The sequence below is a fragment of the Variovorax durovernensis genome (genome assembly GCF_977011995.1).
In genome coordinates this window covers 198257-219691 of sequence record NZ_CDRNCW010000001.1, presented here as the reverse complement: position 1 = coordinate 219691, position 21435 = coordinate 198257, and the positions used below count along the sequence as shown (strand labels likewise).

General features: G+C 68.4%; 22 protein-coding genes. 19 read left to right on the top strand and 3 right to left on the bottom strand.

What is annotated here, in order from left to right; all coding sequences use genetic code 11:
- Positions 1-8: 8 nt before the first annotated feature.
- Complete coding sequence (locus ACWV14_RS01030; RefSeq protein WP_454901932.1) at positions 9-1001, bottom strand: SDR family oxidoreductase; 993 nt, start codon at positions 999-1001, stop codon at positions 9-11.
- A 94-nt stretch (positions 1002-1095) separates the two neighbouring features.
- Between ACWV14_RS01030 and ACWV14_RS01025 the strand changes: the two genes are divergently transcribed.
- The 13 genes from ACWV14_RS01025 (at position 1096) to ACWV14_RS00965 (ending at position 14312) form a co-directional block, all read left to right on the top strand.
- Positions 1096-2043: a LysR family transcriptional regulator gene (locus ACWV14_RS01025; protein ID WP_454901930.1), complete on the top strand. Its 948-nt coding sequence runs from the start codon at positions 1096-1098 to the stop codon at positions 2041-2043.
- Positions 2040-2531, top strand: a complete 492-nt coding sequence (locus ACWV14_RS01020) for a hypothetical protein (protein WP_454901928.1) — start codon at positions 2040-2042, stop codon at positions 2529-2531. The genes ACWV14_RS01025 and ACWV14_RS01020 overlap by 4 nt, the downstream gene beginning before the upstream one ends.
- Positions 2532-2909: 378 nt before the next feature.
- Positions 2910-4103 (top strand): urea ABC transporter substrate-binding protein, encoded by a 1194-nt coding sequence (gene urtA / locus ACWV14_RS01015; protein ID WP_454901926.1) that lies wholly within the window; start codon positions 2910-2912, stop codon positions 4101-4103.
- 5 nt (positions 4104-4108) lie between these two features.
- On the top strand, positions 4109-5011 hold the full coding sequence (gene urtB, locus ACWV14_RS01010) for an urea ABC transporter permease subunit UrtB (RefSeq protein ID WP_106936193.1): 903 nt from the start codon (positions 4109-4111) through the stop codon (positions 5009-5011).
- Positions 5012-5015: 4 nt separating this feature from the next.
- Positions 5016-6071, top strand: a complete 1056-nt coding sequence (urtC, locus tag ACWV14_RS01005) for an urea ABC transporter permease subunit UrtC (protein WP_454901923.1) — start codon at positions 5016-5018, stop codon at positions 6069-6071.
- A 14-nt stretch (positions 6072-6085) separates the two neighbouring features.
- Entirely contained in the window at positions 6086-6868 is a 783-nt protein-coding gene (gene urtD, locus ACWV14_RS01000) for an urea ABC transporter ATP-binding protein UrtD (RefSeq protein ID WP_301505015.1), read from the top strand.
- 18 nt (positions 6869-6886) lie between these two features.
- Positions 6887-7576 carry an urea ABC transporter ATP-binding subunit UrtE gene (gene urtE / locus ACWV14_RS00995; protein ID WP_422088913.1) on the top strand — a complete coding sequence of 230 codons (690 nt, stop codon included), beginning with the start codon at positions 6887-6889 and terminating at the stop codon, positions 7574-7576.
- A 45-nt stretch (positions 7577-7621) separates the two neighbouring features.
- Complete coding sequence (locus tag ACWV14_RS00990; protein ID WP_454901921.1) at positions 7622-8659, top strand: aliphatic amidase; 1038 nt, start codon at positions 7622-7624, stop codon at positions 8657-8659.
- 11 nt (positions 8660-8670) lie between these two features.
- Entirely contained in the window at positions 8671-9681 is a 1011-nt protein-coding gene (locus tag ACWV14_RS00985) for an alpha/beta fold hydrolase (protein WP_454901919.1), read from the top strand.
- Positions 9678-10496: an AAA family ATPase gene (locus ACWV14_RS00980; protein ID WP_454901917.1), complete on the top strand. Its 819-nt coding sequence runs from the start codon at positions 9678-9680 to the stop codon at positions 10494-10496. The genes ACWV14_RS00985 and ACWV14_RS00980 overlap by 4 nt, the downstream gene beginning before the upstream one ends.
- Positions 10493-12139: a VWA domain-containing protein gene (locus ACWV14_RS00975; protein ID WP_454901915.1), complete on the top strand. Its 1647-nt coding sequence runs from the start codon at positions 10493-10495 to the stop codon at positions 12137-12139. The genes ACWV14_RS00980 and ACWV14_RS00975 overlap by 4 nt, the downstream gene beginning before the upstream one ends.
- Before the next feature lie 40 nt (positions 12140-12179).
- Positions 12180-13334 (top strand): transporter substrate-binding domain-containing protein, encoded by a 1155-nt coding sequence (locus ACWV14_RS00970; RefSeq protein ID WP_422088918.1) that lies wholly within the window; start codon positions 12180-12182, stop codon positions 13332-13334.
- Between the two features lie 330 nt (positions 13335-13664).
- On the top strand, positions 13665-14312 hold the full coding sequence (locus ACWV14_RS00965; RefSeq protein WP_454901912.1) for an ANTAR domain-containing response regulator: 648 nt from the start codon (positions 13665-13667) through the stop codon (positions 14310-14312).
- 15 nt (positions 14313-14327) lie between these two features.
- Here the strand turns inward: ACWV14_RS00965 and ACWV14_RS00960 are convergent, their stop codons facing one another.
- Positions 14328-15218 carry a LysR family transcriptional regulator gene (locus ACWV14_RS00960; RefSeq protein WP_422088920.1) on the bottom strand — a complete coding sequence of 297 codons (891 nt, stop codon included), beginning with the start codon at positions 15216-15218 and terminating at the stop codon, positions 14328-14330.
- A 123-nt stretch (positions 15219-15341) separates the two neighbouring features.
- On the opposite strand from ACWV14_RS00960, the gene ACWV14_RS00955 reads away from it, so the two are divergent.
- Genes ACWV14_RS00955 through ACWV14_RS00945 form a run of 3 tightly spaced genes read left to right on the top strand, consistent with a single transcriptional unit; the run spans position 15342 to position 17630 of the window.
- Positions 15342-15536 carry a DUF1127 domain-containing protein gene (locus ACWV14_RS00955; protein ID WP_454901910.1) on the top strand — a complete coding sequence of 65 codons (195 nt, stop codon included), beginning with the start codon at positions 15342-15344 and terminating at the stop codon, positions 15534-15536.
- Between the two features lie 56 nt (positions 15537-15592).
- On the top strand, positions 15593-17266 hold the full coding sequence (locus tag ACWV14_RS00950; RefSeq protein ID WP_454901908.1) for a hypothetical protein: 1674 nt from the start codon (positions 15593-15595) through the stop codon (positions 17264-17266).
- 16 nt (positions 17267-17282) lie between these two features.
- A complete protein-coding gene (locus tag ACWV14_RS00945) occupies positions 17283-17630 on the top strand; it encodes a hypothetical protein (RefSeq protein WP_422088923.1) in 348 nt (115 codons plus the stop codon).
- 16 nt (positions 17631-17646) lie between these two features.
- Here the strand turns inward: ACWV14_RS00945 and ACWV14_RS00940 are convergent, their stop codons facing one another.
- Positions 17647-18684 carry a LacI family DNA-binding transcriptional regulator gene (locus ACWV14_RS00940; RefSeq protein WP_454901906.1) on the bottom strand — a complete coding sequence of 346 codons (1038 nt, stop codon included), beginning with the start codon at positions 18682-18684 and terminating at the stop codon, positions 17647-17649.
- Between the two features lie 130 nt (positions 18685-18814).
- Here ACWV14_RS00940 and ACWV14_RS00935 point away from each other — a divergent pair, with 130 nt between their 5' ends.
- The 3 genes from ACWV14_RS00935 (at position 18815) to ACWV14_RS00925 (ending at position 21414) form a co-directional block, all read left to right on the top strand.
- Positions 18815-19681 carry a dioxygenase family protein gene (locus tag ACWV14_RS00935; protein ID WP_454901904.1) on the top strand — a complete coding sequence of 289 codons (867 nt, stop codon included), beginning with the start codon at positions 18815-18817 and terminating at the stop codon, positions 19679-19681.
- 87 nt (positions 19682-19768) lie between these two features.
- Positions 19769-20533 carry an SDR family NAD(P)-dependent oxidoreductase gene (locus ACWV14_RS00930; protein WP_454901902.1) on the top strand — a complete coding sequence of 255 codons (765 nt, stop codon included), beginning with the start codon at positions 19769-19771 and terminating at the stop codon, positions 20531-20533.
- Positions 20530-21414, top strand: a complete 885-nt coding sequence (locus tag ACWV14_RS00925; protein ID WP_454901900.1) for a 3-keto-5-aminohexanoate cleavage protein — start codon at positions 20530-20532, stop codon at positions 21412-21414. Before ACWV14_RS00930 ends, ACWV14_RS00925 begins: the two co-directional genes overlap by 4 nt.
- The last annotated feature ends 21 nt before the right edge of the window (positions 21415-21435 follow it).

Here is a 21435-nt window from a genome sequence, read left to right as displayed (position 1 = left end):
GTTGCGCCTCAGGCCGCGGCCGCCACCGGCGCCGTGGCCAGGCAGCCCATGCCTTCGAGCGATGCCTCGACCGCCTCGTCGAGCGGCGTGTGCGGCTCGCGGCCCAGCAAGGCCACCAGCTTGGCGTTGTCCATGCCCACGGGCGTCTGCCACAGGTAGCGCATCTCGCGCATTTCACGGAAGGTGGCGACGAAGGGCGAGGCCAGCGTCAGCAGCCACCACGGGAAGGCAGACACCCGCGCCTCGGCGCCGGTGCGGCGCATCACCGCCTTGCGGATGGCGCCGCTCATGCGCGTGCCGTCAGCATCCCAATGGCCGGCCATGTGAAAGCGCGCGAAGGGCTCGAGCCGGTCGCGGCGCGCCAGCAGTTCGACCATGGTGCGCGCCACGTCCGGCAGGTACGACCACTGGTGGCCGATGCCGGCGCGGCCAGGGTAGCTCACCGCCTTGACCGGCTGCCCCGCCTTCACCAGCCCCTGCGAGAACCAGTTGTTGCCCGCCCTGGGACCGAAGAAGTCGCCGGCGCGCACGATCAGCACCCGGGCACCTTCGCGGCTCGCGTCTTCGAGGCGCTTTTCCATCTCGACGCGGATCGCGCCCTTGCGGGTGACCGGATGCTGCGGCGACGTTTCGGCCAGCAGCGGAAAGGCGTCGGGGCCGAAGTTGTAGACCGTGCCGGGCAGCACGATGGTCGCGCCCTCGGCCTTGGCGGCGGCGATGGTGTTGTCGAGCATCGGCAGCACCAGCTGCGACCAGTTGCGGTAGCCCGGCGGGTTGACCGCATGCACGATGACCGCGCAGCCCCTGGCGGCCTGCCGCACGGCTTGGGCGTCCATCGCGTCGCCGGCCAGCCATGTGATGCCATCGCGCTTTCCTTCGGCCGCGCCGCGCTTCAGTGCGCGCACCTCCCAGCCCGCGTCGCGCAGCTGTCGGGCCACCTCGCCGCCGATGCCGCCCGTTGCGCCAAGAACCAGAACCGTGTTGTCGTTGCCGTGTGCCATGAATGCTCCAGAACAGTTGTCGATGGATGAATTCTGGAACCGGGACGGGTCAATTGGAATTACCGAACATGAGCCATCAGCTATACATTTATGTATGACTTCGAACATCGGCTGGGAGCTCTATCGCTCCTTCCTAGGCGTGCTGCGCGAGGGCTCTCTCTCGGGCGCGGCGCGCGTGCTGGGCATCACCCAACCCACGGCCGGGCGCCACGTGGCGGCGCTTGAAGAAGCGCTGGGCGTGGTGCTCTTCACCCGCTCGCAGGTCGGGCTGCTGCCCACCGAGGTGGCGCTGGCGCTGCGCACGCACGCCGAGGCCATGGAAAGCACCGCCGCATCGCTTCAGCGCGCCGCCAGCAGCCAGGGCGAAGGCGTGCGCGGCGTGGTGCGGGTGTCGGCCAGCGAGGTGATCGGCGTCGAGGTGCTGCCGCCCATCGTGGCGCGGCTGCGCGAGGAGCATCCGGCGCTGAAGGTCGAGCTGGTGCTGACCAACCGCGTGCAGGACCTGCTGCGGCGCGAGGCCGACATCGCCGTGCGCATGGTGCGCCCCCGCCAGGAACAGCTGGTGGCGCGCCGCATCGGGAACATCGAGCTTGGCTTTCATGCGCACCGCGACTACCTCGCGCGCCACGGCACGCCGCGCCGGCTCGAGGAGCTGGCCGGCCACGCGGTGATCGGCTACGACCAGCCCTCGGCCTTCGTGCGCAACGCGGGCAAGTCGCTGCCGGGCTACAGCCGCGACAGCTTCTCGCTGCGCACCGACAGCGACCTGGGGCAGATGGCGCTCATTCGCGCCGGCGCGGGCATCGGCGTGTGCCAGGTCGGCCTGGCCCGGCGCACCGAGGCGCTGGTGCGGCTGATGCCGCGCGCCCTGGCGCTCAAGCTCGACACCTGGGTCACCATGCACGAAGACCTGCGCAACAGCCCGCGCTGCCGCGCCGCCTTCGACGCATTGGCCGAGGGACTGCAACAGTACGTTGACGGCCAGGAAGACGCCGGCGCACGGGGGAAAATGGCCCGCGCAAGCAAACAGGCCTCCGAATGACAGAACCGAACGAATCCGACACCCTCCCCCTGCAGGAAGCCCGCCTCTGGCGCGACGACACCTGGACCGCCCGCGTCATCAAGAACGAGGAAGACGACGGCTGGGCCGTCGAGATGACCCGCCACGGCGACCCCGAGCCGGCCCTGGTCGGCCCCTGGACCATGGGCCGCGACAAGAAGAACCCCAAGCCGCTCGACGGCCCCGCCTTCTCCACGCTGGTGAAGACCGCCGCCGAAGTCATCCGCCGCCACGAGCAGCAACTGCACGCCACGCTCAACAAGAGCGTGACCGTCACTGCGCGCAACGACCAGCGTGTGCGCGTGGCGCTGGCCATCGTGCCCGACGAGGACAACCCCTCGGCCACGCTCAGCGCCTACGACGATGCCGACGACTCCGAGCTCGCCAGCGTGAGCGTGTCGCCGGCCTTCAGGCTCACGGCCAGCAGCGCCAGCGCATGGATCGAGTCCGGCTACGCGCGCCCGCGCTGAGCGCAAATAACACATGAATCGCGATCTCGCCAATTAGCGAAACAGCGTATGTTCATGCCGGGGTGAGTTGAGAAGAATCCGCCCCAACGAGCAATCGTTACCAGTCATACGACACCCGCTGCCAGTGCTGCCAGCGAGGCGTCGGGCAATAAAGCCCGAATCGGTTTCACCACCGGTTCGGGCTTTTTTGTTTTCTCGGCCGCAAGGAAGCTTTTTCGAAACGGATGCGCGTCATCCGGTGGCGGAGCCTTGCCCGGAGAAAACGCACTGGCAGCCGAACGCACGTTTGCAGGGCCGCGCCGCGGGAGGAGACACCCAACGCGCGGTTCCGAAGGTCGGATCTTCCTGATGACTCGCACAAACACAAAGGAATTTGACATGACGAACGCTTTCAACCGCCGCCAGATCGTGAAGACCGGCGGCTCGATGATCGTGCTGGGCGCCGCTGGCGGCGTGGCCGGCATCGCATCGGCGCAGGACGGCGGCACCGTGAAACTCGGCCTGCTGCATTCGCTCTCGGGCACCATCGCCATTGCCGAGGCCTCGCTGGTCGATGCCGAAAAGCTCGCCATCGAGGAGATCAATGCGGCCGGCGGCGTGATGGGCAAGAAGATCGAGGCCGTGGTGGAGGACGGCGCGAGCGAGAACCCGGTGTTCGCCGAGAAGGCGCGCAAGCTGCTCGAGCGCGACAAGGTCGCGGCCATCATCGGCTGCTACACATCGGCCTCGCGCAAGGCGCTGCTGCCGGTGCTCGCCCAGGCCAAGGGCCTGCTGTTCTACCCGACCTACTACGAAGGCCAGGAGCAGGACAAGCGCGTGTTCTATCCCTCGCAGGAAGCCACGCAATCGGTGATCGCGGCCGTCGAGTGGATGGCGCGCGAGAAGGGCAAGAGCTTCTTCCTGGTGGGCTCCGACTACATCTACCCGCGCACCTGCAACAAGATCGCCAAGCCCGCCATCGCCAAGGCCGGCGGCAAGGTGCTGGGCGAAGAGTACGCGCCGCTGGGCCACACGGAGTTCTCGTCGATCATCAACAAGATCAAGGCCGCCAAGCCCGACTGCATCTACAGCACCGTGGTGGGCGGCTCCAACGTGGCCTTCTACAAGCAGCTGCGCGCGGCGGGCCTGGACGGCGCCAGGCAGGTGCTGCTGTCCACCGTGGTGTCGGAAAACGAGATCGACGGCATCGGCAAGGACAACGCCGCCGGCTACTACGCCTGCATGGGCTACTTCCAGAGCATCAAGTCGCCGGCCAACGAGAAGTTCGTGAAGGCCTTCAAGGCCAAGTACGGGCAGGACCGCGTGATCGGCGACCCGATGGAGGTGGCCTACAACAGCGTGTACCTGTGGAAGCTGGCTGTGGAGAAAGCCAAGTCCTTCGACGTCGACAAGGTCACGGCGGCAGCGGCGGGCGTGGAAATAGAAGCGCCCGAAGGCACGGTGCGCGTGCACGCCACCAACCACCATGTGTGGAAGAAGGTGCGCGTGGGCCGCGCCCGGCCCGACGGGCAGTTCGACATCGTGTGGGAATCGCCCCAGCTCGTCGAGCCCAACCCCTTCCCGAAGGTCTGAACGCGATGAACTTCGACATCGCGGTGATGCAGGTGTTCAACGGCGTGAGCCTGTTCACCATCCTGCTGCTGATGGCGATCGGGCTGGCCATCGTGTTCGGCCTGATGGGCGTCATCAACATGGCGCACGGCGAGCTGATGGCCCTCGGCGCCTACATGACCTACCTGGCCGCGCGCTTCTTCGAGCACTTCGCGCCGGGCTTCATGGACCTGTACCTGTTCGCCGCGATTCCGTTCGCGTTTGCCGTGACCTTCGCGTTCGGCTATGTGCTGGAGCGCGGCTTCATACGCTTCTTCTACGACCGGCCGCTGGACACCCTGCTCGCGACCTGGGGCCTGAGCCTCATGCTGCAGCAGGCCTACCGCTCGATCTTCGGCGCGCAGGAGGTGAGCGTGCCGCTGGCCTCGTGGCTCGCGGGGGCGTGGGAGCCGACGCCGGGCATCCAGCTGCCGCTCACGCGCATCTTCATCGTGGGGCTCACGGCCCTGGTCGCGACCGGCGTGTACCTGCTGCTGTACCGCACGCCGTGGGGGCTGAAGGTGCGCGCGGTGACGCAGAACCGCGCCATCGCCGGCGCGGTGGGCATCGACACCCACCGGGTGGACGCCATGACCTTCGCGCTGGGCTCGGGCCTGGCGGGCATCGCGGGCGCGGTGTTCACCATGATCGGCTCGACCAACCCGGGCACGGGGCAGCTCTACATCGTCGACTCGTTCATCGTGGTGGTGTTCGGCGGCGTGCAGAGCCTGGTGGGCACCGCCCTCTCGGGCTTCTCCATCGCGCAGTCGCAGACCTGGCTGGAGTACCTGATGAGCGGCTCCATGGCCAAGGCGACGATCCTGCTGCTGGTGATCGTGGTGCTGTACTTCCGGCCCAACGGGCTGTTCGCCACGCGGTCGAGGAGCTGACGGCATGTTGTCGAAACTCTCCCCCCAACGCAGGCGCGACATCGGCGCGATGGCCGCGGTGCTCCTGCTGCTGGCCGTGGTGCTGCCGGCCACGCTCGATCCGTTCCGGCTCAACCTCGTGAGCAAGTACCTGGCCTTCGCCTTCGTCGCGGTCGGCGTGGTGCTGACATGGGGCTACGGCGGCGTGCTAAGCCTGGGCCAGGGCATGTTCTTCGGCCTGGGCGGCTACATGATGGCGATGTTCCTCAAGCTCGAAGCCTCGGCGCCCGAGCTGCCGGACTTCATGGTGTGGAGCAGCGTGGACCAGCTGCCTTCGTGGTGGATTCCCTTCCACTCGCTGGGCTGGACCATCGTGGGCATCCTCGCCGTTCCCGCGGTGCTGGCGTATGTGTTCTCCTACGCCATCTTCAAGCGGCGGGTGAGCGGCGTGTACTTCGCGATCGTCACGCTCTCGCTGGCGCTCACGCTCACCGTGGTGGTCATCGGCCAGCAGGGCGACACCGGCGGCGCCAACGGCATCACCGATTTCCGCACGCTGCTGGGCCTGGACATCGCCGGCGACGACGCCAAGCGCACGATGTATTTCGTCGAGGTGCTGGCGATCGCGCTGGTGATGGCGGTGTCGCTCGTCATCGTGCGCAGCCGCTTCGGCAAGATCCTCATCGCCATCCGCGACCGGGAAGACCGCGTGCGCTTCAGCGGCTACAACACGGCGCACATGAAGGCCTTCGTGTTCGCGGTGGCCGCGGTGCTGTCTTCCATCGGCGGTGCCTTCTACAGCCTGCAGGTGGGGCTGATCGCGCCGGGCGTGATCGGCGTGGTGGCCTCGGTGGAGATGGTGATCTACGCGGCGGTCGGAGGTCGGCTTTCGATTCCGGGTGCTGTTGTCGGCGCGCTGCTGATCGGCTTTCTCAAGTCGTACCTGTCGGAGACCTTCCCTGAAGGCTGGCTGTACTTCCTGGGTGCCGTGTTCATCCTCGTGGTGTGGGCCATGCCCGACGGGCTCGCGGGCCTGGGCGCGAGGCTGCTGCGCCGGCGCGGCGCGGAGGCTGCGCCATGAACGCGACCATGACCATGCCCAACGGGGGCCTGCCGCGGGCCGCCTCGGCCGTACCGCCCTCGAACGAGCAGATCCTGCGCGTCGAAGACCTCACCGTGTCCTTCGACGGCTTCAAGGCGGTGGACGGCCTGAGCCTTGCGGTCGAGCGCAACGAGCTGCGCGTGATCATCGGCCCGAACGGCGCTGGCAAGACCACGCTGCTGGACATGATCTGCGGCAAGACCCGGCCGAGCGCGGGCCGCGTGCTGTTCAACGGCCAGGACCTCGGCCGACTGAACGAGTACGAGATCGTGCGCGCCGGCGTGGGCCGCAAGTTCCAGACGCCCTCGGTCTACGAAGACCTGACGGTGCTGGAGAACTTCGAGATCTCGCTGCCGCGCATGCACGGCCTGCTGCAGTCGCTGGCCTTTCGCCGCACCGCCGCGCTGCGCGAGCGAATCGACGCGATGGCGGCCGACGTGTTCCTGCTCGACCAGCTCGAGCGCCGCGCGGGCCAGCTCAGCCACGGCCAGAAGCAGTGGCTGGAGATCGGCATGCTGCTGATGCAGGAGCCCGAGCTGCTGCTGCTCGACGAGCCAGTGGCCGGCATGAGCCCGCGCGAGCGCGAGCAGACCGGCGACCTGCTGCGGCGCATCTCGGTGGGCAAGTCGGTGGTGGTGATCGAGCACGACATGGACTTCGTCAAGCGCATCGCCCACCGCGTGACCGTGCTGCACCAGGGCCGGCTGCTGAGCGAGGGAACGGCCGCCGAAGTGCAGTCCGACCCGCGCGTGATCGACGTCTACCTCGGCCATTGAGCACAAGGAGAAGCACAAATGCTCGAAGTCTCCGAACTCGACGTCGCCTATGGCGAGTCGCACGTCATCCGCGATGTGTCCCTTCGCGTCGCACCCGACGAGGCGGTGGCCATCATGGGCCGCAACGGCATGGGCAAGACCACGCTGCTGAAATCGCTCATCGGCCTCCTGCCCGCGCGCGGCGGCAGCATCCGCCTGGGCGGCGCCGACATCACGAAGCTGCCGAGCTACCAGCGCGTGGCACAGGGCCTGGCCTTCGTGCCGCAAGGGCGCATGGTGTTCCCGTTCCTCACGGTGGAGCAGAACATCCTCTCGGGCGCCGCGAAGTCCGGCCACCGCACTGTGCCCGACTACCTCTACCGCTTCTTCCCCGTGCTGAAGGACATGAAGCAGCGCAAGGCCGGCAACCTCTCGGGCGGCCAGCAGCAGATGCTGGCGATTGCGCGCGCGCTTATCTCCGAGCCGAAGCTGCTGATCCTCGACGAACCGACCGAAGGCATCCAGCCTTCGATCATCAAGGAGATCGCGCAGACGCTGAACGTGCTGCGCGCCGAGCGCGGCTTCGCCATCGTGGTGTCGGAGCAGGTGCTGAGCTTCGCGCTCGACCTGGCCGACCGCTTTCTCGTCATCGACCGCGGGCGCCTCGTGCACGACGAGGCGCGCGCAACGCTCGACCAGGACAAGGTCAGGTCCTTCCTGACCGTGTGAGAGCCCTTCCCTTCTTTCTTCAACCCCTCTTTCAGGAGCAGCGTCATGAGACATGGTGATATTTCGAGCAGCAACGATTGCGTGGGCGTCGCGGTCGTCAACTACAAGATGCCCCGCCTTCATACCAAGGCCGAGGTGCTGGACAACGCCCGCAAGATCGGCGAGATGCTGGTCGGCATGAAGAAGGGCCTGCCGGGCATGGACCTGGTGGTGTTCCCCGAATACTCCACGCACGGGATCATGTACGACGCCAAGGAGATGTACGACACCGCCGCCGCCGTGCCCGGCGAGGAAACCGCCATCTTCGCGGACGCCTGCCGCCGCGCCAACGTGTGGGGCGTGTTCTCGCTGACCGGCGAGCGCCACGAGGAGCATCCGAACAAGGCGCCCTACAACACGCTGATCCTCATGAACAACAAGGGCGAGATCGTCCAGAAGTACCGCAAGATCATGCCGTGGGTGCCCATAGAGGGCTGGTATCCGGGCGACTGCACCTACGTGAGCGAAGGCCCCAAGGGCATGAAGATCAGCCTGATCATCTGCGACGACGGCAACTACCCCGAGATCTGGCGCGACTGCGCGATGCGCGGCGCCGAACTCATCATCCGCTGCCAGGGCTACATGTACCCGGCCAAGGAGCAGCAGATCCTGGTGTCGAAGGCCATGGCCTTCATGAACAACACCTACGTGGCGGTGGCCAACGCAGCGGGCTTCGACGGCGTGTACTCGTACTTCGGCCACTCCGCGCTCATCGGCTTCGACGGCCGCACGCTCGGCGAATGCGGCGAGGAAGAGATGGGCATCAACTACGCCGAACTCTCCATGAGCCTGATCCGCGACGCACGCAAGAACGGCCAGTCGCAGAACCACCTGTTCAAGCTGGTGCACCGCGGCTACACCGGCACCATCAACTCCGGCGACGGCGACAAGGGCGTGGCGGCCTGCCCGTACAACTTCTACACCCAGTGGATCAACGACCCCGAGGGCACGCGCGAGATGGTGGAGTCGTTCACCCGCAGCACGGTGGGCACGCCCGAATGCCCGATCGAGGGCATTCCGAACGAGCCGGCCAAGCACCGCTGACGCGCCGCGCCATGGACTACGAAATCTTCGAACTCGGCGACGTCGTGCTGCAGCGGGGCGCCACCCTGCGCGGCGCGAAGCTCGCCTACAAGACCTACGGCACGCTCGATGCAGACAAGAGCAACGCCATCGTCTACCCGACCTGGTACTCGGGGCAGCACTACGACAACGAGTGGCTCATCGGCCCGGGCATGGCGCTCGACCCGGCGAAGTACTTCATCATCGTGCCCAACATGCTGGGCAACGGGCTGTCGTCTTCCCCCAGCAACACGCCCGAGCCCTACGACCTCTCGCGCTTTCCGAACGTCACGCTCTACGACAACGTGACGCTGCAGCACCGGCTGGTGACCGAGAAGTTCGGCATCCGGCAGGTGGCGCTGGTGGTGGGCTGGTCGATGGGCGCGCAGCAGACCAACCAGTGGGGCTGCCTCTACCCCGACATGGTGAAGCGCATCGCGCCCTTCTGCGGCTCGGCGAAGACCGCGCCCCACAACATCGTTTTCCTCGAAGGCGTGAAGGCCGCGCTCACGGCCGACGCGGCATGGAACGGCGGCTGGTACACCGCGCCGCCGGGCAAGGGGCTGCGCTCGGTGGGCCGCGTGTACGCGGGCTGGGGCCTGTCGCAGCCCTTCTACATGCAGGAACTGTGGCGCGAGCTGGGCTTCAGCTCGCTCGAAGACTTCCTGGTCGGCTACTGGGAGGGCTTCTTCCTGAAGAAGGACGCGAACAACCTGCTCGCCATGCTGTGGTCGTGGCAGCACGGCGACATCAGCGACAACCCGGTGTTCAAGGGCGACTTCAAGAAAGCGCTGGGCGCCATCAAGGCCCGCGCCATCGTGATGCCCGCCGAGCGCGACCTTTACTTTCCCGTGGCCGACAACGAGTGGGAGGTGTCGCACATGCCGAACGCCGAGTGCCGCCCGATCCCCGGCGTGTGGGGCCACTTCGCGGGCGGCGGCAGCAGCCCCGCCGACACCCGCTTCATCGACGACGCCCTCAAGGAACTGCTCGCCACGCCATGAACGCACCCGTCCACGATCCGCTGGCCGCCTACCGCATCGAGGCCGAGCCTTTCTACCGCCCCGCGGGCAACGAGGTGGCGCTCTACCGGCAGGCGTACCGCCACCGCATGCCGCTGATCCTGAAAGGCCCGACTGGCTGCGGCAAGACGCGCTTCGTGGAGCACATGGCGTGGTCGCTCGGGCGGCCGCTGGTGACGCTGGCCTGCAACGAGGACATGACCGCGTCGGACCTCGTGGGGCGCTACCTGCTCGACGCCAACGGCACCGCCTGGCACGACGGGCCGCTGACGCTGGCGGTGCGGCACGGGGGCATCTGCTATCTCGACGAAGTGGTGGAGGCGCGGCAGGACACGACGGTGGTGATCCACCCGCTGACGGATGCGCGGCGCATATTGCCGCTCGACAAGAAGGGCGAGCTGGTGCACGCGCACCCCGACTTCCAGCTGGTGGTGTCGTACAACCCCGGCTACCAGAGCAGCGCGAAGGACATGAAGCCCTCGACGCGCCAGCGCTTCGCGGCGCTGGAGTTCGACTACCCCGGCAGCTCGCTGGAGGCGGAGATCGTCGCGCACGAGGCCGGCGTCGAACCCGGGCTTGCAGCGAAGCTGGTGGCCATCGCGCGCTGCTCGCGCGAACTGAAGCACCGCGGGCTCGACGAGGGCGTGTCGACGCGCATGCTGATCTACGCGGGCGTGCTGATCCGCGACGGCGTAACGCCGCGCGAAAGCTGCGAGATGACGATGACACGCGCGCTGACCGACGACCCCGACATGGCGAGCGCGCTGCAGGGCTTCGTCGAGGCGCAGTTCGGATGAACGACGCGTACGGCAGCTTCGGTGCGCTGTCGCTGCTGGCGCGTGGCCTGGCCGGCGTCGACGTGGAAGTGCAGGCGCGGGCACGCGCGGGCACGCGCGCGGTGCTCACGGGCCGCAAGCTGCTGCTGCCCGAAGGCACCGGCGACCCGAACCTGCGCCGCGCGATGGTCGCGCATGCGGTCGCGCACCTGCGGCACTCGCGGCCCGCGCGCCCGGCGCATGGACTCAAACCGATGGGCATCGCCGTGGTCTCGGCCATCGAGGACGCGCGCGTCGAGCGCCTGCTGTGGAGCGACTTCCCCGGCCTTCACCGCTGGTTCGCGGCATCGCTCCCGCCCGTGCCCGACCCGCTCGACCTGCGCTTCGCAGCGCTCATCGCGCGCATGGACCGCCTGCTGCTGCTACCCGATGCGATCGACGACAACCACTGGGTGAACAAGGCACGCCGCCTGTTCGAGGAGACCGCCGCCAGCGCGGGCCTGGAGGACTACGACGCCTTTCGCGCCATCGCCTCGATCCTCGCCAACGACCTGGGCCAGATGCGCGTGCGCTTCGAGCCCCAGGACTACGCCGTGCCCGCGCCCTGGCGCGACGACAACAGCTACCTGTGGGAATTCGCCGAGACGGAGACCGCGCCTGACGAAGCCATCGCGCTGCAGCAGGCGGGCGCGCGGCCGCCACCGCCTTCCGATGCGCCGGACGAAGGCGGCGGCTCGCCCCCATCCGATGCCACAGGCGACATCGAACTCGGCCGCTACACGTATCCCGAATGGGACCGCCAGCTCGAGCGCCTGCGCCCCGACTGGTGCACGGTGATCGAGAAGCTGCCGGCGTGGCAGGGCCTGCTGCCGGGGCGTGAGCAGGCCGCGTCCGGCAACGAGCGCATCGCCCCGCTCGCCCTGCCCCGCGCGCGTCACCTCGACCGCACGCACCGCCTGCGCCGCCAGTGGGAGGGCGACGACATCGACCTGAACGCCGCCATCGAGGTGCTTGTCGACCGGCGCCTGCGGCTGCGGCCCGACGCGCGCCTGTTCATGCGGCCGGGCAAGGGCCCGCGCCCGTCGAGCGTGCTGGTGCTGCTCGACCTGTCGGCGTCGGCGAACGACCCCGGCCCGCATGCCGCCTCGCTGCTCGACATAGAAAAGCAGGCCGCGCTGCTGCTGGCCGCTTCGAACGCGCGCGGCGTCGACCGGCTCGCCATCCACGGCTTCTCGTCGAACACGCGCGCCGAGGTCTACTACTACCGCCTGCTCGAAGCCGGCCGTCCGCTGGATGCGCCCTCGCGCGCCATGATCGGTGCGCTGCGCGGGCGCTATTCGACCCGCATGGGCGCCGCGCTGCGCCACGCCGCCGCGCTGATGCAAGCCGAGCCGCCCGGCCAGCGCGCGGTGCTGCTGGTGACCGACGGCGCGCCTTCCGACATCGACGTGCACGATCCGCAATACCTGATCGAGGACGCCCGCGAGGCCGTCGCCGAGGCCCGCGACGCCGGCGTGCGCGCCGCCTGTATCGCCGTGGACGGCGCGGCCGACGACTATGTGCGGCGCATCTTCGGCTGGCGCAACTATTGCATCGCCGACGACGCGCGCAGCCTGCCGGTGCGGCTCGCGCGCATGAGCGCACGGCTTGCCGCGGCCCACTGACTGAAGACTATGATGATTCGACACCCCAGGAGACTTCAGCGTGGCTGACAAGGACCCCATACGCGTCGGCATCCTCTATTCGGAAACCGGCGTCACATCGACCATCGGACTCTCGCAGCTGCAGGGCGCGTTGCTCGGCATCGAGGAGATCAACGCGGCAGGCGGCGTGGACGGCCGCGAGATCGTGGCGGTGCGCTACGACCCGCAGTCCAACCCCGCGCGCTACGCCCAGCTTGCCGAGAAGCTGATCGTGCAGGACCGCGTGAACGTGATCTTCGGCTGCTACATGTCGAGCAGCCGCAAGGCGGTGATACCGGTCATAGAGAAGTGGAACAAGCTGCTGTTCTACCCGACGCTCTACGAGGGCTTCGAGTATTCGGGCAACGTGATCTACACCGGCGCGGCGCCCAACCAGAACAGCGTGCAGCTGGCCGAGTTCATGACCACGAACTTCGGCGCGCGGGTGTACCTGATCGGCTCCGACTACATCTACCCCTACGAGTCGAACCGCATCATGGGCGAGCTGGTGATGCAGCGCCCCGGCAGCGAGAAGCTGGGCGAGCGCTACGTGGCGCTGGACGCCGGCGAGCGCGACTACCGGGCCATCATGGACGACATCCGCGACAAGCGGCCCGACTTCATCTTTTCGACGGTGGTGGGTGACTCCACCGCGAGCCTGTACCGCGCGTATGCCGAGGCAGGCTTCGACCCGAAGACGATGCCGATCGCCAGCCTCACGACCTCGGAGGCCGAGATTTCGCAGATGGGCCATGGGGTGGCAACGGGGCACTTCACGGCGGCGCCGTATTTCCAGTCGATCGACTCGGCCGCGAACCGGCGCTGCCTGGCGATGCTGCGCGCGCGCTTCGGTGATGGCTGCGTGCCCAACCTGTGCTGGGAGGCTTCGTATTTCCAGATGCACATTTTTGCGAATGCCTACCGGCAGGCGGGGAGCGACGGCATCGCGGAGATTCTTCCGCACATCCTGGGCAGCGAGTTCGATGCGCCGCAGGGGTTGGTGAAAATCGATCCGGCCAACCATCACACATGCCTGTACCCCCGCATCGGCCGGGTCGACGCGCACGGGCAGTTCACCATCGTGCGGCAGGCGACGCGGGCGGTGTACCCGGATCCTTATCTGGTCACCCACTCGCTGGGCGACTGGACGGCCAAGCTGGATACGCTGGAGATCTAGGATGAACTTCCGTTCTTCCATTTGTCGCTCCAGGAGGCATTCGGGGCACGATCCCGCCGACGGGGTACCTTGCTCCGCGAATGTCCCCCGGCCTTCGGCCTCCTCCTTTATTTCGCTGCGCAAGGCACCCCATCGACGTGATCGTTGGACAGAGCGCTGGTTGATCGGCTGCAGACCGGCAGCGTGCCTCGTGCACAGGGCGTCGGGTGCTCCCCGCAGCGAAATAAAGGAGGAGGGGCGCAGCCCCGGGGGACATTCGCGGAGGGGAGTACCCGGCGCCCTGTGCACTCGCCCCGAACAACAGCGCCAAGAAAACAAGAAGGCCTGAAAGTGGACGGCACAGCCCCCAAACGGCACACCCTGCGCGTCACGCCGCCGCAGCTGAAAGAGCTGCGACTGCTGAAGATCGCCGTGATCCACCCCGACGACAGCGACGGCCGCCAACTCACACAACAGCTGCAACGCATCGGCTGCCAGGTGCAGGCCTTCTGGCCACCCGTGCAAGTCCTTCCCGAAGGCATCGACGTGGCCTTCATGGCGGTGCAGCCCGACTTCATCAACCTGCGCTTCGAATGGACCAAGAGCGAAGACGCGCCGGCCATCATCGCGGTCGTGACCTACGAGAACCCGACCATCATCGAAGCCGTGCTGGAAATCGGCGCCAAGGCGGTGCTGCCTTCGCCAGTGCGCTCGTTCGGGCTCTTCTCGGCACTGGTGGTGGCGCGCGAGGCGCACAAGGAGGCGCGCTCGCTCGCCAAGCGGCTGCGCAAGGTCGAGGCCAAGCTGCAGGGGCAACGCCGCATCGCCGAAGCCAAGGCCATTCTCATGAAGACGCACGACGTGTCCGAAGGCCAGGCCTACGACCTGATCCGCGACCAGGCCATGAGCAAGCGCACCACCACCGAAGAAATAGCCACCGCCATCGTCAACGCCAACGAGATCCTCTCGCTCGGCATGCGCAAGCCCGACGCGGGCTGATCTGCCGGGTTCCGTTCAGGTCTGGCGGAACGCCGTCAGCACCTTCAGCACGCTCAGCGTGGCACCGTCGAGCGCCGCGTGCTGCCGGTGCGCAATGCCCACGCGCCGCGTGAGCCTGGGGCTCACCGGCAGGATCTGCATGCGGTCGCCGCGCACGTTGTCGGTGCTCTGCTGCAGCGGCAGCAACGCCGCGCCGTAGCCGGCCGCCACCAGGCTGCGGATGGCGGCGTCGTAGTTGAGTTCTATGCGCGCACGCGGCGCAAAGCCCGCCTCGGCAAACCACTCCATCGTGAGCCGGTACATGTGCGTGGTGGCTTCGTTGAAGATCAGCGGCTGCGCCGCCAGCCACGCCGGCGTGACGCGCTTCGGCGCCTTCCAGCGCGGGGGCACGAAGGCCATCATGGGTTGTTCGCACCACGGCGTGACGACGATGCCGCGCACCGGTGGTTGCGGAATCGCGACCAGCCCGATGTCGAGCGTGCCCGCCGCCAGCCGCTCCATGGCCTCGTAGGAGCCGCGGATGCTCACCTCCACGTCGATGCCCGAATGCTCGGCGCCCAGCGCCTCCAGCACCTGCGGCAGCAGGTCGACCAGCACGCCGGTGGACGTGCCCAGCCGCACGCGGCCGGTGCGGCCCTCGGCCTGGCGCTTGACTGCCTCTACCGCGTCGTCGGTGTCGCGCAGCAGCTTGCGCCCTCGCTCGACCAATGCCGCGCCGGCGGCGGTCGGCGTGATGCGGCGGTTGCCGCGCACCACCAGCGGCGCCTCCAGCCGCGACTCGAGTTCGCTGATGTGCAGGCTCACCGTCGGCTGCGCCAGATGCAGCGCCTTGGCCGCGGCCGAGAAGGTGCCGAGGTCGACGATGGCGATGAGGGTGCGCAGTTGGTCGAGGTTGAGTTGTCGCATCGGGTGGATGTGTTCGGTGAAAGATCGCGCCATCAGTAAAGCTGATTGCAAGCCTCAGGATTCTCAACTTCCACAATAGCACGCACCGCCGGAAGATGAGCGCTCCCAACCAAGGAGCCCATAGTGACCGCGCCGAAGCCATCGACTTTTCATCAACGCCTGATCCATGCCCTGCGCGGCTGGCGCCGCCGCGTGGTGAATCGCCGCCGCGCGCGCACTGACACGCAGCACCTGGCCGGCATGAGCGAGCACGAGCTGCGCGACCTGGGCATCGGTCGCAGCGAAGTGCCCGAGCTGCTGGACCGCCACCGCTACTGAGCCGGCTCGGCGCTTTTCTTCAGGTATCGCGCCGGTTTTGAGGTTCAATTCGGGGCGTGTCCAAGCCCGCTCTTCTCTCCATCGAACTCACTTCGCCGCAGTCGGTCAACGGCCGGCGCGCGGCCTTCCAGTCGCTCTGGCTTCTCGTGCGCATGCAGCACGCCCACGAGTCCGGCACCGGCGTCGTGCGGCTGGCCGACCTGCGCGGCGAAGTGTCCGACGCCAGCACCCTGCGCATGGTCGTGAGCCGTGCGTTCCGCGACTTCAAGGCCTGGAACATAGAGGTCGGCTGGGGCGAAGACACGCTGCGCGAGCCGCGCTTCCTCAATGCCGAGCGGCGCAGCCAGGGCCCGTTCTGGCTGTCGGCCGCCGAAGCCAGGCGCGTGCGCGTGCTGGTGGAGGGCCGCCCGGCCACGGCCGCCGAGGTGGCGTCGTTCCTCGGCTTGCGCGCGCGCAAGTCGCAGGCCGCAGCCGGCTCGCCGCCGCCCGACGCGGTGCACCTGCAGGACGCCGCGTTCTGGAAGCAACTGGTCGCCTCCCAGCAGGCGGCGCGGCAGGGCCGGCTGATGGCGCCGGTGGCGGGCATGAGCGCCGGTGATGCGAGTGCCAGCGGCCAGCCGGCCAGCGCGCTCGAATCGATACGCCTGGCCGGCACGCTGGCTGCCACCGACTTCCAGCGCGCGCTGGTTACGCTCAACGAGGCCATGCTGTGGCGCCGGCTCGGCGACAACGAGCAGGCGCGGCGCCGGCTGCAGGCGCTGAAGAAACAGCGGCTGGCGCATCACGTGGCAGGCAACGACTACCTCGGCGCGATGGAATGCATCGTCTCCGCATGGTGCGCCTACACCGCGCGCGACCTGCCGCTGGCGCAGTCGCTGCTGGGCGGCATGGCCGACGACGCGGCGCGCGGGCTGGTGCTGCGGCACCACCCCGACGTGCGCTTCGAGTGGTGCAACCTGTGGGCGCTGGTGTGCCGCTCGCGCGCACTCGGCCTTTCTGCCGACGACAAGCCGGCCGCAGCCGCGCTCGCCGAAGAATCGCTGCGCCGCTTCGGCGAGGCGCTGGCGGCAGCCTTCGAGTCGCACTCCTTCGACGCGGCGCAGCACGTGGCCGCCAACATGGGCATGGCCGCGTGGCTGTTCGACCGCGTGGGTTTGTCCGACCTGCCCGCGCTGGCGCAGGACGGCAACGCCGACACCACGCGCCGCGCGGTGCAGTGGATCGCCTTCAGCGAGTGGCTGTGCGGCCATACCGACGGCCAGGGCCGCTCGGCGTGGAACGCGATCTACCTGATGCGCATCGCGCGCGGCCACTGCCGGCCCGAGAAGCAACCGACGCTCGCGCAGTTTCGCGCGCAGAAGCCGCTGGACCCGGCCTCCATCTCGAAGCTGGCCGGACCGCTCGCCGATGCTTTCGACGCGACGAACTGGCCCGCGCGCTGGGTGCAGGTGGCGCAGGCGCGGCTGGCCGACCACCAGGCCGGCCGCCGCCGCTACCCGGGCCTGCAGCATTGCAGCCTGTTGTTCGAGCACGCCTGGTACGCCGCGCACGCCGGCGAGCTGAAGGCGGCGGAGCAATCGCTCGCCCTGCTGCGCGAGGCGCTGCCGCAGCTGGTGCCAAGCGACCGCGCCTACTTCACCGAATCGTGGAACGACACGCTGCCGGCGGAACTCGTGCTGGAGGCAAAGCCGCCGCGCCGGCCGGCTGCGCGAAAGAAAAACGCGTCCTAGACTTCGGGGTCCGACCATGCCCGACAACTCCCACGAACCCATCGACTTGGCAGCGCACCGCGAGCGCCGCGCCCGTCAGCAGCAACAGCGTGCTGCGGAGCAAGCCGCGCGCGACGCGGCCTCGTCGTCCGCGTCAGAGCCGGGCCCCGGCGAAGTGCCCTGCATCCGCTGCGGCGAGCCGATCTTCGGCTACGTGCTGCGCTGCCCCTACTGCGGCGTGCATTTCAGCGGCCGTGCCGAAGACTTCGCACCCAGGGAGGGCATGTCGCGGCGCGCGAAGGCGCTGGTGGTGCTGGTTGCCGTGGCGCTGCTGCTGGCAGGCCTGAGCGACGACATCGCCGCCCTGTGGTGGCGCATGAAGTAAGGCGCCTCGCCGCCCGTCAGCGCGGTGCGGCGGTCGACTGGCGCACCACCAGCTCCGGGCGCAGCACCACGGTCGAGGCCGACATCGAGCGGCCGTCGATCTCGTCGAACAGCATCTCCGCCGCGCGCCAGCCCAGCTCGCGGTGCGGCAGGCGGATGGTGGTGAGCGGCGGGTCGACCATGTCGACCAGCGGCATGTCGTTGTGGCCGGTGATGGAAATGTCCTGCGGCACGCGCAGCCCGGCCGCGCGCAGCGCGTCGTAGGCGCCCAGAGCGACGAGGTCGTTGCAGCACACCACCGCCTGCGGGGCCGCGCCGGCATCGAGCATCTGCTTCATCGCCAGCGCACCGGCCTCGCGGCTGTAGCTTGCGCACTCGACCACGCGGAAGGGCTTCATGCGGTGGTCGCGCAGGGCCTGCTCCACGCCCAGCCGCCGGCCCACGCCGGTAGGGATGGTCTGCGGCCCCGCGAGATGCGCGATGCGCTTGTGGCCGAGCGCCACCAGGTGATCGACCGCGAGCTTCATCGCGAGCCGGTCGTCGCTGACCACGGCCGGCAGGCGGCCGGTTTCGTCGGCGCGGTTGACCAGCACGGCCGTCATGCCGGCCTTGGCGAGGAAGTCGACCAGCGGATCGTCGCGCGTGGCGGTGGCCATGACCACGCCGTCGACGCGCTGCGCGAGCATGCGCTCCAGCACCGGCCGCGCCAGTGCCGGGTCGGCCACGTTGGTGACGAACACGAAGTACCCGCGCGCCGCCGCGCTGGCCTCGATGCCCTGCAGGATCGGCGGGAACACCGCGTTGGTGATGTCGGGCACCAGCACGCCGATGGTGTGGGTGCGGCCCGTGCGCAATGCCGAGGCCGCGCGGTTGGGTCGGTAGCCCAGGCGCTGCGCCGCTTCCTCCACCACGCGCAGCACCTCGTCGCTGATGAGCGACCGCTTCTCGGGGCTGAGCGCACGCGAGACGGTGGACACATGCACGCCGGCCGCACGCGCGACGTCGCGGATGGTGACGGTGCCGGAAGACGGGGAAGAAGGCGGGCTGGTGCTCATTGGTGCAAACGATTGTCGCGCAGGCGGCAGGCGGCGTGTGCCAATGCTTGCCTCAGGGTCTGCCGGAAACCTCCATTTTACTTTTCGGCAAATCTGGCTAATATCATGCAAACGATTGCACAGATCCAACATGAACATCGCCACCTCCCCCGACTCGGTGCTGGGCCATGTGCTCGACGCCATGAAGCACACGCCCGACCCACGGCTGCGCACCGTGATGGAAGCGGTCACGCGCCACCTGCACGCGCTGGTGCAGGAAGTGAAGCTGACGGAAGAAGAGTTCGAGCAGGCCCTCGAATTCATCGTCGCCATCGGGCATGCCACCGGCGAGACCAAGAACGAGGTGGTGCTGGCTGCGGACATCCTGGGTGTGTCGACCGTGGTCGCGCTGCAGAACAACCAGGACCCGCACGGCGAATCGCCGGCCGCGCTGCTCGGGCCGTTCTGGCGTGCGAATGCGCCGGCCTGCCGGCTGGGCGACAACATCGCGCGCTCGGGCACTCCGGGCATTCCGCTCGAGGTGACGGGCACGGTGAACGACCACCAGAGCCGCCCGGTGGCCGGCGCCACGGTCGACGTGTGGCAGGCCTCGCCCATCGGCCTCTATGAAAACCAGGACCCGTCGCAGGAAGACATGAACTTGCGCGGCCGCTTCACCACCGACGCCGAGGGGCGCTTCCGTTTCCGCAGCGTGCGCCCGGCCGGCTACCCGGTGCCGACCGACGGGCCCTGCGGCGTGCTGCTGCGCGCGCAGCAGCGCCACCCCAACCGGCCCGCGCATCTGCACTTCATGGTGAGCAAGCCCGGCCACAAGGTGCTGATCACGCAGGTCTTCGCGGACGACGATGAGAACCTGGAGAGCGATCCGACCTTCGGCGTGACGCGCAGGCTGATCGGGCGCTTCGCGTTGGCGCCGGACGGCAAGAGCGCATCGATGCACCACGACTTCGAACTCGAGCCCGGGGAAATGAAGTTTCCCCGCCCCCCCATACCTTGACCACCCCCAGGCTTCGCGCACTTCGTGTCGCTTCGCCAACCCCCTTCGAGGGGGCAACACCCCGATCAACCAACTCTTCTCACATCCATGAGCTTCGATCCTGTCTCCAGACTCGACGGCAAGGTTGCCGTCATCACCGGCGGCCTGGGCGCCATCGGCTATGCCACGGCCACGCGCCTGGCCGCGCTCGGCGCGACCTGCGTGCTGCTGCACCGCAAGGGCGACGACGCCGCGGCGCGCGCGGCCGACCTGCCCTCGGCCAACGGTCAGCGCCATGCAGCGATCCGCGCCGACATCATTGACTCGGCGAGCCTCGTGGCCGCCGCGGCCGAGGTGAAGGCCACGCACGGGCGCTGCGACATCCTCGTCAACAGCGCGGGCCACACGCAGCCCGTGCCGGCCGCCGACCTCGATGCGCTGACCGACGATCTCATCGACGACATCGTGCGCGCCAACTTCCGCGGCGTGTTCGCCACCATCCGCGCCTTCGCGCCGATGCTCAAGGCCAGCGGCGACGGACTGGTGGCCAATATCTCGTCCATCGCCGGCTTCACGGGCGTGGGCAGCAACCTGGCCTACGTAGCGGCCAAGGCCGGGCTCGACGTGGTCGGCGACGCGCTGGCCAAGGCGCTGGCGCCTGCCGTGCGCGTGGTGTCGGTGTCGCCGGGCGCGGTGGAGTCGGGCTTCGTGCCCGGGCGCGGCGCGGAGTTCGCCAGCAAGATGGCCAGCACCACGCCGCTGGGCCGCATCGGCAAGCCCGACGACGTGGCGGCCACGGTCGAGGCGCTGGCCACCACCATGCGCTTCGTCACGGGCACGCGCATCGTGGTCGACGGAGGGCGCCACCTGTGAGCGCCGCCAAGACACTCATCACCTGCGCCGTCACGGGCAACCTCGTGAAGCCGGAGCAGACGCCGCACCTGCCGATCACGCCGGTGCAGATCGCCGACGAATGCCTGGCCGCTGCCGAGGCCGGCGCGGCGCAGGTGCACATCCATGTGCGCCATCCGGAAACCGGCAAGCCGTCGATGGAGGTGGAGCTGTACCGCGAGGTGGTGGACCGCATCCGCCGCGGGAACCGCGAGCTGATCATCAACCTCACGACCGGCCCGGGCGGGCGCTTCATTCCGAGCGAGGACGACCCGAAGGTCGCCGCGCCCGGCACCACGCTGCTGCCGCCGGAGAAGCGCGTGGAGCACATCGCGCTCATCAGGCCCGATGTGTGTTCGCTCGACCTGAACACCATGAACTCCGGCCCCGACGTGGTCATCAACACGCCGAGGAATGTGCGCCGCATGGCGAAGGTGATGCGCGAGGCGGGCGTGAAGCCGGAGCTGGAAATCTTCGATTCGGGCGACATCAACCTGGCGCTGGACCTGATCGCGGACGGCACGCTCGATGGCCCTGCCATGTGGACCTTCGTGCTCGGCGTGAAGTACGGCTTTGCGCCCACGCCCGAGACGCTGCTCTACGCACGCAACATGCTGCCGCGCGGCGCGTTCTGGAGCGCCTTCGGCATCGGCCGCATGGAGTTCCCGATCGTCGCGCAGTCGTGGCTGCTGGGCGGCCATGTGCGCGTGGGGATGGAGGACAACATCTACCTCGAGAAAGGCGTTCTCGCCGAGAGCAACGCCCAGTTGGTGGCGAAGGCGCGCGACATCCTCGTGAGCCTGGGGGGCGTAGTAGCCAACCCGCGTGAAGCGCGCGCGATGCTGGGGCTGTCGAATGTCTGAAGCGCGTCGTTCGGGGCGCGC